A 16,264-nucleotide genomic window follows, 5' to 3' on the forward strand; every position below is an offset into this window, starting at 1 on the left:
TGCGACTTCGTTCATGAACCGCGTAACCGAAGTATTAGGTATTGGTAGCAACTAACTAATAACTAATAACTTCAAAATCAGAAGGAACGCTCGATAATTAATCCGTGTATCCGTGTCCTAATCCGTGTCGTGCTTTCCTTCTTCCTTCTCCACCCATTCAATTACTTGTTTCCCCAAATTAACGCCCTCAAACAAGTCAATTTCTCTGATCCCTGTAGGGCTGGTGACATTAACTTCTGTGAGATAACCGCCAATGATATCAATGCCGACAAAGTACAGTCCGTCCCGTTGCAGCACTGGTTCTAACTGAGTGCAAATTTCCAGTTCGCGATCGGTAATTTCGGTTTTTGCGACTCGGCCGCCGACGGCCATGTTGCCGCGAAATTCATTGCCCGTGGGAATGCGGTTGATAGCACCGATCGGCTTGCCGTTTAACAATATAATCCGCTTGTCTCCCTCTTTGGCTTCCGGCAGATAAGTCTGAACCATCACTGGAATTTGCCCTTGTTGAGTGCTAATTTCGACCAGGGAGTTAAGATTGCGATCGTCCGCTTCCAAAAACAAAATCCCCTCGCCAGCTTTGCCGCCCAAGGGTTTAAGAACTGCTGCTCCTTTTTTCTCAACAAATTGCCGAATTACCTGCTTGTTTTGAGAAACAATTGTCTCAGGAATCGCTCCCTCAAATTGCAAAGCATACATCTTTTCATTCGCCGCCCGCAATCCTTTGGGACTGTTAACTACCAAAGTTTTAGCCGGATCGATGCCATCTAGAAGGTAAGTAGCGTAAAGGTAAGGAATGTTGACTGGGGGATCTGTCCGCATAAATACAGCGTCCATTGCTTCCAGAGGCTGCAAAGTAGGATGTTCTACCTGGTACCAAGCCTCAGCCGCCTCCCAGCGTCCCTCTACCACTTTTACTGGGGTGAGGGCTACCCGACTGAGCATTGCCCAGGTTTTGCCGCCGATGACGCTTAATTCGTTGGCTTGAGTCGCCCAGACTTCGTGACCCAACTCTTGAGCTGCCTCCATCAGCGCTACGCTGGTATCGTGTCCTGGAATTAGTCGCGCGAGGGGATCGATGATGAATGCAAATTTCATTGTCAGTTAAAATTAAGAATTGGTCGCCTAAAAATTTGGGCTAATTGAAAATTCCACAGGGAATGCCTCATTTTGCTGCTAGCAGCGGATCTAGCAGGCCTTGAGTATCGAGTTGGTGGATGTCGTCGCAGCCGCCTATGTGTTGGTCGTTAATAAATATCTGGGGCAGGGTGCGACCTCCGTGGGCTCGATCGCTCATTTGATCCCGTGCCGCTTCATCTCCGTCGATCGCGTACTCTGTGAAATCAACCCCTTTTCGTTTCAGCAGTGCTTTGGCACGAATGCAAAACGGGCAGGTTCTCCAAGTGTAAATTTCTACTTTAGGGGTCATGGGACGCTCAAACAATAACAATATTTTTTAATTTTAATCTTAACCCTAGTGCGGACTTTTTTTACTTCCTAGGCTGAAACCCTCGATTTTTCGTTGGTAGCAAACTTGCCTAGGAGCCTTGAAACCCTTATTATACGGTGGGTTCTCAAAAACTGTGCGAAGCATTGATCTTAACCAATCTTATTTTAATTTTTATATTTTAATTTTTATTATATATAGCAACCTTATCTGTTGCACCGGAGGTTATTCATTGCTAAAACCCTTGCAGGGAAGTGCATTTGCCTTCTTCCTTTTTTTTACCCTGATTGAAGTCGCTATCGCTTTCTTCCTTCAACATCCGGCTTTATTTGCAGCGCACAAGCTAGGTGTCAAGTTATTTTTTATACAACTTTTTATTTTTTATATAAATTTAAGTAAACAAATATCCTCGCTTAAAAAAAACGGAGACATTTTAAAGGCAAACAGGTTGGTCATCAGCCTGCCTAGCGCTGCGGACCAACCTGATTGTTTCGCTTTCTGCAGGAACATATCATACCTGCACCTGTCAGTAGGACTGCGATCGCAGTACCCGGTTCCGGAATAGAAGTTGCATTTCTCGAAGGTGTAGTTCTGTATATTTGGGATAAACGCGGCTGGGTCGCCAATGGGATCTCCGATGCCGTTGGGGTGGGTGCCGGCGGGGGGGCACAGGCAGTAGAATAATTTCCCGGACCGCAGACATCTACTGCAGCTGCCGGAGGGGCGGCAGCTAGATAGTAAAACGCTGTTGCCATTGTGGCAGAGAGTCCAATTGCTAGTTTTGCCAGTGGCGTACACATAACTATTTAGTTAAACAGTGGTAAAATCGAAAAATAGAAATAGTCCTAGAGATTAGCGCTGTACGACGGGCAAGGATTTTAGAGTTCTTACAATCAATCTTACAATCAATTTACAATCAATAAGATGTATTCTCTCGCGGACGTCTGTAAAAGATAGTATAGCGCTTGAGGTAAGTGCCCAAACACTTTAATAAAATTATTCTCTTTTACCTTGACATCCCGTACCGTGGTTTGCACAGAGGTTTGCACAGACAGGTAGTTTGCACAGAGTTAACCAACAGTTAACCAACAGTTAAGCAACATCTTTTTGCTACCTCTGAACCAACAGCCCTTACAGCCATTAACAAAGAGTCTTTTTACCTTGACCGCGGCCTCCGGGAATTAATTATTTAACCGCTCGCCAAATAGAGCTGCTGTATTGTACTTTGCCATGCACAATCTGACTACTCTTTTATCATCTCATATTTCGACTAAATCTGTCCTCAGTATATGTACGTATATTCCCCCATGTCAACTATTCAAAAGGAATATTTAAGTATTTACCGAGGGTAGAGGGCGTATTGAATGAGCTGAGCTAGTCTGTCGCGGAGAGTTTCCATCCCCAAACCTTTGGCGGCCGAAATAAATACTGCTTGAGGAAATTCTTCTCGGGCGAGGGCGAGAGTCTCTCCATCTACGGCATCTATTTTGTTAAAGACTACAAGGGCTGGGCCGGGAGTTACGGGCATATCGGTCAAAATATTCATGACCGATCGAATTTGGCTCTGCCACGCGGGATGGGAGAGATCGACGAGGTGCAGCAAAGCATCGGCGTCAGTGACTTCTTCGAGGGTAGCCCGGAAAGCGTCGATCAAGGCGGGAGGCAGTTCGCGAATAAAGCCCACTGTATCTGTGAGGACGATCGATAGCGGTTCCCTAGTGACAGTGCCAGGAATGGTCAACCGTCGAGTTGTGGGGTCGAGGGTGGCAAATAACTGGTCGGCGGCATAGACTTCGGAATTTGTGAGCAGGTTGAGCAGAGTAGATTTACCGGCGTTAGTGTAGCCAACGATCGCCACTGAGGGTACATCGTGATGATGGCGGTTCTGCCGCAGCCGGAAGCGGTGGGCCAGCAGTTGATTTACTTCTTGCTGCAATCGAGAAATGCGTTTGGCGATCGTCCGCCGTTCGGTTTCTAGCTTGGTTTCCCCTGGGCCTCTGGTACCGATGCCGCCACCCTGTCTCGACATTGCCTGACCGCGACCTCTGAGCCGGGGCAGGGCGTACTCTAGCTGAGCGAGTTCGACTTGCAATTTACCCTCGCTCGATCGAGCTCTTTGGGCAAAGATGTCGAGAATTACCTCCGTTCGATCGACAACGCGAAGACCTATCTGAGTTTCCAAGTTACGTATTTGTGCGGGTGCCAGGTCGCGATCGAATACCACGAGGTTAGCGCTAATCGTCTGAGCGGTGAGGGAAATTTCCTGAACTTTGCCTTCGCCGACCACTGTCTGCGGATGGGGGCGCGATCGTTTTTGGCGCACTGTTTGCAGAACCTGACCGCCGGCGCTTTCAACCAGCCGCGTGATTTCTGCCAGCCCGTCCTCAAACTCCAACTGAGTCATGTGCTGAGTCATTACACCTACCAACAGCACTTTGTCTTGGTCTGCATCGACCTCCCCCGCGACAAACTCTGCTTCAAACTCTGCTTCGAGTCCTTCCACCAAATCCAGAAAGTCTTGGTCAGCGAGTTCTTCCAAATTCAGAGGTTCTGATATTTTCCAGGGAAAGTGTGGAGTTTGAATGAGTGACTTGGGAATTGAAGGCTCTTCTATTTCATCAGTTGAATCTGGTTCTAACTGAGCGCTCAAAACAGAGAACTCAAAATTGGGCTGATCTCCCTGGGGTACCAGGTGAGCGAGATAAGTTTCTTGGATGTAACCAGTCGCACCACCGCCCCGGCGCTGAAATCCTCCCCCCGTCAGTGTCAGCCAAACGAGGGCGTCCAGGCGCTGAATAGCCATTGCTGTGAGGGCTGCTTCGCTTGGGCTTTCTGGCTTTAGGTGGGTAGCGATGCAGCGAATGCCGCTGAGGCGACCTCCCCCATACCGGGGTAATTCTAAGGGTGCAATCTGGGTTTGGCGGGGTGAACCGACGCCGACGCGAATTACTTGTCCGCGGCGGTTGATGTAGGTGCAGATTGGTTTGTCTATTTCCGTGCTGATGGCGGCGACGCGCTGGGCGAATTCTGCAGTGGTAATGCGATCGCCCGGTAGTCGCTGGTGGTACAGCTTTTCGAGTTGCTTGAGCTGGCTGGACTTTAAACCTTGAAGATGGCCGTAGATGGTTTCGATAACTGTTTCTCCCGATCGATCTGTTTATCTCCTATTTTAATTAACTCCCGCGCTATGTGTTCGGCTTTTGAGTTTAAATTTACTAAATTTTCTTGCTTCTAGGATTTCGCGGATTCAGTCTGAGCGAGCTCAAAAACGGATACTTGCTTTCCGACAACAGTCGTGAGTCTGCCAAAATTTTAGAGCTTCCAGATTCATCTGTAGAGTAAATCTCAAATCTCAAATCTACTGACGAGTCAAAAGCGCCGTTGTTTGTCGCGGCAGCGCGATCGGGCTTGTCACAGCAGCAATCTCAACTTGCACTTGTATTTAGTATCTACAGATACAGGCGATCGCTGAAAAATCTCGCGAAACAAAACTTAACATTTTTTTTTCCGTTTCCAAATCCTCCTTTAGACTTGTGTGTATCTTGGGCCTAGAGACAGATAGCAAAGCAGAAATTAGGCCGCTACCATGAGAAGCGAAACATTGTTAAGGAATGTAAAAACATGGAAACTCGTCCTACTAACCTGCCTCCTACAGCTAATGCTTACAACGGCAAAGATCGGAATGCCTTCTTGTTTGGCTTCAACCCACAAGCAGAACTTTGGAACGGTCGCTTAGCGATGATCGGTTTCTTAGCTTATTTGCTCTGGGATGCTGCTGGATTTAGCGTTCTGCGCGACATTCTCCACTTTCTGCCTACCTACATTGCTCAGTAATGAGTAGGTGTGTTTCCTGTCTGGCAGCGTGAGTAAATGCCGCCACTGCCAGACAGGCTAAAAGTTACAAATGGCAGCGAGTATGGTTTTGTCCCTTTGTATCTTTCGTTACTTTTGAATGGCATTAAAAGACTTCTTGCTGTGATTCGACGATTACGGGTGGGGGCGCTGTAGCTGGCGCGGTGAATATTAATAGCAACAGATATTTATTGCGTAAGGGCGATCGCCCCTGCTGTATTTTTGGCAAGAAATCTCATCGAGCATTTCTGATAATTTATGAAAAATAGGAGCATCAACGATGATTAACTCAAATTTACTGGCAGTAGTAGCATCGACAGTGACTGACACAGCATCAGGAGATTGGCAAAAGCCTCTGGTGATGTTTGTTTGCAATATCTTAGCATTGCTAGTTCTCAGCCGCCGAATTTGGTATCCCCACGTCGGGCCGAAAATGCCTTTGCCCTTCCCGTCTTTGTTCAACAATGTTAGCGTACCGGCATTTCTGGCTTGCATGAGCGCAGGTCATTTGCTCGGAGCATTTATGATTTTGACCCTCAACATCGACAAATATTTTTAGAATAAATGGGGTAGCTTTTGTGGTAATTTATTCCTACATTTTTTAGTAGGTTCAAAAGCACCAAAAAAATAGTAGGGGTAAGTGAAAAGCACTCACCCCTAATTTTAATTTTATATATGGAGTGGCGCAGAAATCGTTTTTTTACCATCCACATTATTAGATCAGCTTACTATGCTTAAAGCCTTCAAATTCGACTGCAAAGCCTTCACCTTGGGGAGCCGCACACATTAACCCAACTTGAACGATTGGTGACTCAGTTAAATAGGCCAGTCGCATCATTGAATAGTCTGACCCATTCAACGAGTATAGCACTTCCACCGTTTCAGCTCGGCGCTTTACCCGCAGCCACAGGGAAACAGGCGGCACTTCCAGCGGCATAACACACCAATCGGAATAGTCTCGTGTCACAACCGCACTCACGTTTTGCACTCCCTCAACAAACTCAATGCCGCACTTTAGCCAGATATTTTCGCTCTCTCGAATCATCAATCCTGCTTGATCGTAGAGCGATCGATAGCAACCAGTAATTTTGACTTCGGCTGTAAAGTCGCCTGACACTTGACGGTAGTAAAAGTTGCCGTTATCGCGAATAAATCCGTAATGAGTTTGGCGCCAAAAGTCAGTCTTGGCGCCTGCGGTAACGTGGATAACATCGTTATCCTCATGCCATTGTAAAGGTTCGTTGTACCATTGCATTGTTTGCATCTCTTGCTAACTTCCTCCAATTCCGTGCAGTACCAAATCCGCCAAAAAATGAGATAACATTGCGTATTCTAATCCCCAACGCCAGTAAAGAAAACCAAAGGGAATTCCTAAGAGGGCATTGAGTGTAATGGTGCGGATAACGACGATCGGGGTTAATGCCCAGACATTGGCAGCCGCAGGCAAATGACCCACACCAAACAGAATCGCCGCCGCCACAATTGCCAGCCAAAAAATCCATGTAGAGGGTTGCGGTTTGTCTCGCTCAAAAATCTTCCAAAGTAGCCACGCCATCAATGTCATACCGAACAGTCGCAGCAAGAGTTCTTCGGTGATGCCTCCGTAGAAGGAAGCTAATATGCGTTTCCAGAGAGCAATTTCTAGCGTTGTTGGAGTTGCCATTGGCGGCATCCAAGGTTGGAAAGCTAAACTCAATCCAATTAAGACGATGCCACCGATGCAGCCTACAATTAGCGCTGTGTTAAGGGCAGATTTAGATATTGGCGCGAAAGGCTGTCGATACACCAAAGCACGAGCTATGGGGGTATCAAGTCCGATCGAGTTACCGAGGCGAAGCCCAATCCAATTAAGGAGAATCAAAAGAAGTCCAGTCTGAAGGGCGGAAGCAATAGCTATAACAGGTAAGGGTGTAGGCAGTTGCGCGACTGCTGGATTCAGAGACAGCGCATAAGGAAATAATGCCAACGCTGCCAGAGTGCCCAGTAAGGCCCAAAACAGCGCCAATCGCAGGTGATGTTTGTTGGAAGTATCTGTAGTCATAATTTTTGATTGCAGATAGAAATACCCAATTAATAAGGATCGCGAATTAAATAACTTACAATTTTAATTGTTATTGTGGGATGGGCTCTTATAGCCCGTCCAAAAAGGACGGGCGGGACGCCCATCCCACTTTCAAGAGTGGAAGTTATTTAGTTCTCATTCCTAAGTCAGGAATTACGCACTTCCACCAAAGAAACCGGGTTTTTTATCGAATCTGGGGGTGGCCACGAAATATTATCGTAAAAAACCCGGTTTCTGGGCCCCCATGCGTAAGCCCTATATAAGATTAATTTGACTGAATTTGCGAATTCAAAACCTTAGAAATTCGATCGCGCGTTTCCTCCAAATGAGCCCGCGTATAAGCATCCGCATTCCGATCCAGATTCCGAATACTCTTGCTCAAACCCTCCCGCAACTGCCGCAACTCATACCAAGCCAAACTCCGCGCATCCTCTGGAACACTCGTTTTTCGCAGCACCATTCCGATCAAAATTGCTAAATGTTCCCGCTGCAAAGAACGCCGAAAAGTTGAAATTTGCATCTTCTTTTCCGGCTGCAAAACCTCTTGCCAGATATCCTTTTGCACAGTATTCAACACTTCCGGCAACCTCAAAGCAGTTTCCGGCGCGGATTTTAACTCGGCATCCCGCAGTCTCGCCAAACGCATCGGAGATAGCAAAACCCGCAACACAAACCGCTGCAAAAAAGTAATTCGATCGCCGATCGGGTAATCTAGAGGAAACACCAAAGCCGGACTTCCCCAGTGCTCCCAGCGCGAAGGCGCCAATTTATTCAGCAATTCCGGCGCAAAACTAAACGCATCCGGCGCAAAAACGTACTTTTCAAGGGTTGCTAATGCTTCTCGCTGCACAGAAAGTTCGATCGGCACAAATGGCAAGTTCGCATTAGTATCTCCAGGGCGAATCCGACTAAACGACTGTCCCCCCACATACAAAGTAGCATTCATCACCTGCTGAACATAATACCCGAACACCGAATCAAACATCACCCGCAGTTCGTTATAACCATCTCCCCCAACCGGAATTCGCTTTTCCAAACGCTTCCACATCGCCCTAGCATTATCCAATTGCCATTGCGAATACCTCAGCATATTGGCGCTGAGATCAAAGGTATTTGCAGCCGGATCGAGAATATCAAAAGAATCCTCATCCGGCGCGTAAGATAATTGGGGTTCCGCAGCGCGGCTGGCAATTTGTTGCAGCGTGGGTAAGTCGCTGTTCGGGTCCCGGCCGCCAATCACCTTGTAACCATACTCGATCGCCCAATCGTCGTAAGGCCCTACAATCGTTGGAAAATAGTCGCCCTGCACAGTTCCCGGAGGTGCCAAATTAATCGGCACATAATCCATCACCGACGCTACCAAACCTTGCGTGCGAGTTACCTGAGTATTGTGCAAATCCTCCGGTTGCAGCATCGTACTTCCGTGAAAATTGTGCCTCAAACCGAGAGTATGACCGACTTCGTGGGCTGTCAAAAATCGGATATATTCATTCACATAATTGTCAATCGTCCCACTGCTAGGCGCTGCATTTTCCAACAAATCGATCGACATTGCCCCCATCGCAAACTGGCGGTTCGATTCCAACCCAAAACACATATCCGAACTCGACATCAACCGCGATAAAGACGATCGCTTTTGCTCTTGGTATCTTTCTACCAAAGTCGGCAAATCATCAGCAATTCCACCTTGAGCATTTTCCCTGCTGCTTTTTCCTAAATCCCCATTTTCTAGCACATTCAAATAGCGAGAATACATCCCAAACTGACAGGGATTAGTATTAGAACCGTTTCGCCCTTGAAAACTCTTAGAAAGCGATCGATTTTGTTCCACCAAAGACCGATAGCCCTGTTTGATTTCCCGGACAACATTAGCATCCAACAGAATGTCAGCATCCAAAATTTCCCCAGTCAGCGGGTTAGTGCGAGACGGCCCGATGCCGGCAAACTGAGGCTCAAAAGAACTCGACCAGCGGATAGTATTGTAGCGAACATCAGCCGGGTCCCATTTAGCATTGTCCGGCATTTGTTTGACCTGAATTGCCTCAGTAAAACCTGCTTTTTCAAAAGCTTTGTTCCACACCAAAACGCCCTCGCGGATTGCGTTTCGGTATTCGGTAGGCACATTATTTTCAATCCAAAAGACGATCGGCTGAACCGGAGGCGACATCGGCGCTGTCGGGATTTGCTTTTGCAAATGCCAGCGATTGATATAGCGCACAAAAGGCTCCCGGCTATTCTTGTCAGAAAAGTCCTTATATGCTGTGAGGAAATAGCCCACTCGCTCGTCTGCAAGTCTGGGGCGATAGCCGTTATTTAGCGGCACTTCCGAGAAACTATAGTGAATGCGGAGGTTAAAAGCCCGACTGTCAGGAACCGAAGGTAAATAGTTAACTTCACTGTCATTATCGCTAGAAAAACCATAGACAGAAGCAATCTCCACATTCAGCGGAAACGCTTTAACATCTTTAAAAGAAGACTTGTCTGCATCGATCGAGTAAGAAGCGCCCAAAAGCATCGGCAAAATCGCTTTTACCCCTGGCAAATCGCGTTTGTCGCTCATCAGCAAATCGCCTAAATCGATTAGCAGAGTTTGTCTTTGCGGATGAATGCTTTTGAGAGGCAAAGAATAGAGAATCGAGTCGCTAAATCCCCGTGCTACCGAACCTGCTTGCGGGTCGCCCGGACTGGTGCGAAAATTTATATTTGGTATCACAAACTGCACGTTATTTTGGACGCGCCGCAGTTGAAACAAGAAATCGCCGATCGGCATTCCGCTCAAAATGCCCGCTTCCCCCAAACCCGATGCCAATGTCACAAAGCACAGAAACTTTTTGTTAAATTGTTCCGGTTTAATTTCCAGATATACTTTATCAGTTGCTTGATTGCGGTAAAGGGTAAATAATCCCTCTAACTTTTGCGTGTCTTTGATAACCTCTTCAAAGGGTGCGAGAGTTTGCTGTTCGCTACTTTGTTCGTTGCTGGGCGGCCCAGAGGATAAAGCTACAGGTAAAAAGAAACCTTTATACAAACTGAAACAGAAAAATGCTAAAGATAATATAAAAAATATCAAAGGCAGATTTTTTCTAGGATTTTTTATCTGTGTATTTTTGCTATTTTCAGGAAATATCAATCTTTTCATTTTCAGTATTTAGCCGCAGGAAAGAATAGTTTTGAGATAGTCGAGCCGCACTCGCAATGTTGGGAGCATCTCACATCTTGCACCATTCTCAATTATATCAAGTTCGGTTAATTGCTTATAAGAACCGACCGGGCGGGTTTATGAGATTGTCAATTTTAGGCAATTATTATTGGTGAACCCGCCCCTACAGGAATTATATCTATTTAACCGAACCTGATATTACTTGTTTAGGAACAGGCTTTCCGGCCTGTTCCACAAGAAGAAAACTCACTCTTTGTGGAACGGGTCGAAGAGCCGGTTCTTGACAATGGTGCAACATCTAAGGAGCATTTAACATCTAAAATAACTCAAAGCTCAAAAATTAGAACTATTGTTGCGCTGGCCAGGGAATCATGGGATCTTGAGCCAACCGCTTAGAAACTGCAACAGCACCGTAACGGTTGAGGTGGCTGGGGTCGGAAAAAGATTCCCGCGCCTGGGGCCACAATAAACTCTTATCTAGGAAAATTAGTCCGCTTTGAGCTGCTAATTCTTGCATATATTGCCGGAATTCTTGTTCGTAGCCTGTCCGCACCGGGTCTAAATAATCTTCAGTCAGAGGCATATTAACAAACACCAGATTAATGTTGCGAACTTTGGTAAATTCGATCAGATTTTTGAGTGCTAGAGCTTGTTCGCCTACCAATTTAAAATTTTGATAGTCGGAGTCGTAATAACCAGATACTTTCGGGTGTTTCTGAAAGTAAGTTTCGGGATTGAAGCGTATATCGATCGGCAAAAAGCCATTTGGTTGATACTCGCTGACTGGTTTACTCGCAGCAGTGGGCTGAACGTTTTCAGTTGTTTGTTCACCCAGGGCTGCGGTTTGGGGGCTGTCGGTTGCAACAGGGGCTGAGGGATTAACGATCGATCGCAAAAACCCTTTAAGTCGATCGCGATTTTTGTAAGTTGCAGAACCCTCCACCAACTTTTGATTCACCAATTGCTGAACATTAGCTTGAGCTTGTCCCAAATTGTTCACCAATTCAGTCGCAGTCGCCACCGGATTGTTAGCGCTTTCCTTCGATGTTTCGGATTCTAATTGATTGGTGGGGATCAGAAAACTACCCCGGCTCAATTGCCTGTAACCTTCAGAAGAAGCGATCGCACTAAAAGTCAAATCCGGCCGCCCGCTGTTGAGAGCCCTCGCCCCGTCAGCCAACACCAACAATTTCGGCAGTTGTTGCGGCGGCAAAATCCGGCGGACGATCGAATCTACAACTTGGAGAGTAGCTCCATTAACTCCAAAATTGTAAGCCCTCAGCCCCGGATAGCCCGAAGCTGCCAAAGCTGTTTCCAAAACCGCCGGATCGATGCCCCGCAGCGCCCTCGAACTACCGACAATTAAAATATCCGGCGGTTTTTTGTGCAGGTGAATGTACTCTTGATAGCGCGCTATCTGATCGTCAAGCTGCTCGCTCCTCAAAGTCGGGAACACCGGAGGAGCAGAAACATCAGCTACAGGAACGCTAGTATTTCCCGGTTTCGTAAACCCAGAGCCATTGAAAGCCTCTTGCTGGTTGGCGGACGGCGACGGCTGCAACGGAATTCGAGGCAAATTAACCTCCTCAGCAGGGGGAAGGGGGTTCGCGGTTTCCTTCGGAAGTCGGGCTGTAACGTCGCCAGAAGCCTTGGGAGCTGAATTTTGACAATTTGGGCCGCTGCAAACTTCGGAGGCACTAGGAGCTTGACTGACCGTCGCAGATTGCAGAAATTGACCGAGGATCCAATCGGTATTGAAAGTCAGCAGACAGCCGGCGATCGCCCAAATCAAAGCCATTCCCGCCGCGCGATCAGCTCTCACGCCACCGGGCGCAGCAGCATTCGTGGATAAACCATCGTTGGGAACAAACAAACCCGAAGCGACAAGCGGTTGCACCGCAGCTTGAACTAACTGCTCGCCCAGATTGTATCCGGGGAGTCTGATTTTGAAGCGGGGCCGCCAGGAGTTGGGCGTCGGAGCATCGAACACCAAATTGTCGCCCAAACCCGAAAAACTCCCATCCTCCGCCGGCGCAAACTCCGGCACCGGTTCCTTTTCCAACACAGCCACTTGCGAGGGAGCCGGTGCGGGTGCCGTCGCTGATTCCTCGTCAACCGCCGTTCTGAGGTCGATTGCGTAGCGCCACAGGGGCAGCTTCTGGCCCGCGCGCCGTCCGTAGACTCGCACCCCTGCCACTCCCGGAATTTGTAACTGTCGCAAAAATTTCGCCACCGGCGGGCCTATCTTCGACTGAGAAGGGCAAGTCAGAGCTTCTGTCATGACGTGCAGCACGTTGGCTTTTTGCAGCACGACAGCCCGAATCCCTCCTGTTTCCAGCTTGCGTCTGAGATTGGGGTTGAGCAACCTGTTCAATAAAAAAGTCAGAGCCAATTGGTCGCCCTCAACTGCCAGCGTTCTAGCGTTCGCAGCCAAGTCGGGGTGGTGGGCGGCAGGCAAGTCTACCCAGTCTATCCACACCGGCGACTCCGGCGCCGCCTGAGAGTCCTTGGCCGGTTCTACGCCGTAGATTGTAGCTGCGCGGATGCCTTGGGGTGCAAAGGAGGCTAACAAAGGGGCGATCGTGTCGGTGGTTTGCTGCTTATCGGGGTATTCTTGCCTTTTAGGCTTTTGTCCTTTTTTGGCAGTTTTGCTGCAAAACAGGTGGAGGGTTGCTTCTTTGAGGGTTGCCCGCACTTCGACTCTCGATGCAGCCAAGTGTTGATTTAGCAGTTTGGCGATCGACTGTACGTCTCCCCACCGGGCCCATTCCTTAAGAATTTTGTCCGGCGAAGTCAAATCCACCCGCAGTAGCCAGTCCGGCTTCGCTTCGCCGCTGACTTGGCTGGCGATCGCAGCTTCCCGGAAATCCTCTAGTTGCAGTTTCCGCAGCCGGCCGGCGATGGGTTCTGCCAGCAATGAGGGGTCGGGGCTGTAAGCGGACTCGCACAGCACTAGCAGTCGGCGTTCCTTGGGCTTGATATTTTCTGGCCCATTCACCGGCAGGGTTTCTCGGCTGCTTTTGAGTTCTTTTTCGCGAATGCTGACTTTCACCGAAACTCCCATCGGGCCGAGGATTTCGCTGAGATAGCTGGCGATCGCATCTGGATAGCCCCGGCGCGCCAAGGTTTCCGGCGAAACCGTCAATGTTCCATCTCGATCGCCCTCGCCTGAGTCAGCTTGGGGGGATTGAATCAAAGCCACTGCGCCACGGTTCGCTTTCTGCTGCGGGGGAACGGCGGAACCGAGGGCTTCCCGCGTCGCAGCAGCCGAAGTGTCGATCGTCACGGGGGAAGTTTCAAAAGCTTCTGGGTATTCAATGCGGGAGGCGACGGGCAGACTGTCGGCGTCAAAATCCAGTTCTTCCCGTACTTGTGGCGGTTGCGCGACTGTTTCTACGGGTTTTGGTGTCTGTTTGAGTTTCTGGTTGTCATTCTTAAATCTGCCGAAAAATCCGCCTCTTTTAGGGCTTGCTGGCGGTTCGTCGGGGGCACTCGCTGGCGGAGGCACTTCGGCAACTTTTGGTTGCTGTGGCTGTTGCTGTTGCTGTCGCTTGGGACTGCTGCAATCGAGCCGGACTGTCCAGTCATTTTGTCGGGAACCGATTTTGCGCCCACACAGAAACAACTGGTAAATTTTAGGTCGATCGGGCAGCAGTTGCGTTAAATCAGTGTGTTCGAGGGCGTTGGTAAATCTCGCCGTCACCAATTCTTGAGACGGACAGTGCGCTGCTTCGCACAAAATGTGCAGGTGATTTCCCCGCAAACGCGCTTGTACTTGAACTTCGGGAAGCCCTAAAGCTTCTTGCGCCCACTGCGACGCGGCCGATCGATTGTCTGCCAATATGCTCCCGTTCGCATTCAACATGGGACTTTAAATTTCGTCAAGGCTGCTTTCGTCTTCTACTGATAGCACATTTCGTCCGTATTTTGGCATATATTAGGCTTCACTTAGGCGAAGTCATCACTCATTGGTCGTTAGTAATTATTAGAAATCCCACCGCACTACATATAGTGTGTCTGCGTCCAAGACTGTACAACCTAGTTTCCCAAGCCTTTACTGTTGCGATCGGGTTTTGCGTAATTTTGCAAAAAAATAAGTTACTTTTTATACAGTAAACAGGGAAATTAGTTGGGCGATCGCCAGTCCAAAGTTGTCAAAAGCCGAAAATTCCTAGTGTGACGCTTCAAATACGGAAGTAAGTTAAAGCTGTGATGAAGTTTACTTCCTGATGGCGAACACCGCTTGCGATCGATAAAAGTTACTGATATTCTCAAATCAATCTGTTAACAACAGCAATAAAAAAATCAACCTAATCCCCTCACATCAAATTTTGGTCAGCCTCGCTGGCAGGTTTTCACCTGTCGATATCGCAGCTTGCATCATCAATAAAAAAAAACAAATTCCAGCATCGTCTGGACTCGCTTTGCTTGCGATTTTTTCAAGATTAACATCCTCATTATTTGCATAACTTTAGTCACTTTCATCATCAAAAAACCAAACTGTAAATCATGTCACCAATCGAAGCATCTACCCCAAAACTAACTGCCAATATTTCCCTCATCCCCGACATTACAGAAGAATTGCAACTAACTACTTCTACCAAGAATTACTCTGACCCTCCGAAAAATCCCCTAACAACAAACGAAACATCCTCCACAAACTCCAGCATCGAACTATCATCATCAAACAACCAAATCCTCGACAAAAACCCAGAAAACTCTCCCCAACCAGACACAGACGCCTTCATCCTCAACAAAAATCCCACACCAACAACCAACAAAATCCCCCAAGAACCGCAAACATCCACCACTAAAACCGACCCAATAACAGGCGATACAGCCAAACCAGCAACTCAAAATAACATTTCTTTCGACTCCGGCATTTTCCAAGCAGACGAAACAGGTAAAATAGTGTTCGATTACCTATCAGACGGAGGCTGGTATCAAGGAGAACTAGCAATTATCAGCCTCACAGGAATGCCAGAATTTGTTCCCGATTCCCAAGCATTTATACTAGAAGCAGCCAGACGCGCTTTAAGCAACTCCTCACTCGGTTACATCGCCATTTCTGACAGTACAGAAGCAGCTTCATTCTCTAGTTTAGAGGGAGAAAACAACTTCAATATCGGAGAATACCGAGGAATCAAAACCTTCGCAATGACACCAGGAGACGAACTTGGCATCATCCTAGTTCCCAACGGCACAATACAGCAAGTATACGACAACCCAGGCATTGGCGGAGACAAAAAACCCTTATTTTCAATGGCAACAGCTAATTCCAGCGACGCTTTTCAACGGGGACAAATAGCCAGTGTTGCGAATGGCGGCAGTATATTTGTCATGGAAGATATGGGAATAGGCGAAGGCAGCGATGCTGACTACAATGATATCATATTTTCCCTCAAAGGCGCAACCCCTAAAGTCATTTCAATCGATGATGTAATGGCCAAAAACTCCGATTGGCGTACATCAGAAAAAGGCAAAGAATTGATAGGTGACGCTGCGCCAAAAACAGAGACTATAGAAGACAAAAAAGCAGATACTACTTCTGCAACAAATCCTGTTGAAACAAAACCCGAAAATTCTCCAGCGACAGAAACCAAAAACCCGACTGTTTCTGAAAATCGCAATTCAGATCCGAATTCTGCCGATCCAAAAACAGATTATCCCGCAGGAGAAACTGAAAATCCGACAATTTCCGAAACTCCCAATTCCGATCCAAATCCTGCCGATCCAAAAACAG

Annotated in this window: 12 protein-coding genes; 5 read left to right on the top strand and 7 right to left on the bottom strand. The window is 47.8% G+C overall.

Annotated features, from left to right (window positions below; translation table 11 throughout):
• Nucleotides 1-117: 117 nt before the first annotated feature.
• Both gshB and grxC read right to left on the bottom strand, forming a co-directional pair.
• Nucleotides 118-1,098: a glutathione synthase gene (gshB, locus tag QT984_RS20315; protein ID WP_333056699.1), complete on the bottom strand. Its 981-nt coding sequence runs from the start codon at nt 1,096-1,098 to the stop codon at nt 118-120.
• 67 nt (nt 1,099-1,165) lie between these two features.
• Nucleotides 1,166-1,429: a glutaredoxin 3 gene (grxC, locus tag QT984_RS20320; RefSeq protein ID WP_333056698.1), complete on the bottom strand. Its 264-nt coding sequence runs from the start codon at nt 1,427-1,429 to the stop codon at nt 1,166-1,168.
• A gap of 504 nt (nt 1,430-1,933) precedes the next feature.
• On the opposite strand from grxC, the gene QT984_RS20325 reads away from it, so the two are divergent.
• A complete protein-coding gene (locus tag QT984_RS20325; RefSeq protein ID WP_333374777.1) occupies nt 1,934-2,131 on the top strand; it encodes a hypothetical protein in 198 nt (65 codons plus the stop codon).
• A gap of 655 nt (nt 2,132-2,786) precedes the next feature.
• On the opposite strand, the gene hflX is transcribed toward QT984_RS20325, so the two are convergent.
• Complete coding sequence (gene hflX, locus QT984_RS20330) at nt 2,787-4,427, bottom strand: GTPase HflX (RefSeq protein ID WP_333056756.1); 1,641 nt, start codon at nt 4,425-4,427, stop codon at nt 2,787-2,789.
• Between the two features lie 4 nt (nt 4,428-4,431).
• Here hflX and QT984_RS20335 point away from each other — a divergent pair, with 4 nt between their 5' ends.
• The 3 genes from QT984_RS20335 (at nt 4,432) to QT984_RS20345 (ending at nt 5,858) form a co-directional block, all read left to right on the top strand.
• The gene (locus QT984_RS20335; RefSeq protein WP_263053573.1) at nt 4,432-4,557 is read left to right on the top strand and encodes a hypothetical protein; all 126 of its coding nucleotides are present in this window, start codon (nt 4,432-4,434) and stop codon (nt 4,555-4,557) included.
• A 511-nt stretch (nt 4,558-5,068) separates the two neighbouring features.
• Nucleotides 5,069-5,281, top strand: coding sequence for a chlorophyll a/b-binding protein (locus QT984_RS20340; protein WP_333056696.1), 213 nt, complete (start codon nt 5,069-5,071; stop codon nt 5,279-5,281).
• Nucleotides 5,282-5,579: 298 nt separating this feature from the next.
• The gene (locus QT984_RS20345) at nt 5,580-5,858 is read left to right on the top strand and encodes a Photosystem I reaction center subunit PsaK (protein WP_333056695.1); all 279 of its coding nucleotides are present in this window, start codon (nt 5,580-5,582) and stop codon (nt 5,856-5,858) included.
• A 156-nt stretch (nt 5,859-6,014) separates the two neighbouring features.
• Here QT984_RS20345 and QT984_RS20350 read toward each other — a convergent pair whose 3' ends face one another.
• From QT984_RS20350 to QT984_RS20365, 4 genes are all read right to left on the bottom strand, one after another.
• A complete protein-coding gene (locus QT984_RS20350; RefSeq protein ID WP_333056693.1) occupies nt 6,015-6,563 on the bottom strand; it encodes a DUF1349 domain-containing protein in 549 nt (182 codons plus the stop codon).
• Between the two features lie 6 nt (nt 6,564-6,569).
• The gene (locus QT984_RS20355) at nt 6,570-7,340 is read right to left on the bottom strand and encodes a CPBP family intramembrane glutamic endopeptidase (RefSeq protein WP_333374780.1); all 771 of its coding nucleotides are present in this window, start codon (nt 7,338-7,340) and stop codon (nt 6,570-6,572) included.
• A 286-nt stretch (nt 7,341-7,626) separates the two neighbouring features.
• A complete protein-coding gene (locus QT984_RS20360) occupies nt 7,627-10,500 on the bottom strand; it encodes a zinc-dependent metalloprotease (protein ID WP_333374782.1) in 2,874 nt (957 codons plus the stop codon).
• A 367-nt stretch (nt 10,501-10,867) separates the two neighbouring features.
• Entirely contained in the window at nt 10,868-14,386 is a 3,519-nt protein-coding gene (locus QT984_RS20365) for a hypothetical protein (protein WP_333374783.1), read from the bottom strand.
• 644 nt (nt 14,387-15,030) lie between these two features.
• Here QT984_RS20365 and QT984_RS20370 point away from each other — a divergent pair.
• Nucleotides 15,031-16,264: DUF4114 domain-containing protein (locus QT984_RS20370; RefSeq protein ID WP_333270813.1), on the top strand; the 1,234-nt coding region annotated here is incomplete at its 3' end.

The sequence above is a fragment of the Microcoleus sp. Z1_B2 genome (genome assembly GCF_036700325.1).
Taxonomy (GTDB): domain Bacteria; phylum Cyanobacteriota; class Cyanobacteriia; order Cyanobacteriales; family Microcoleaceae; genus Microcoleus.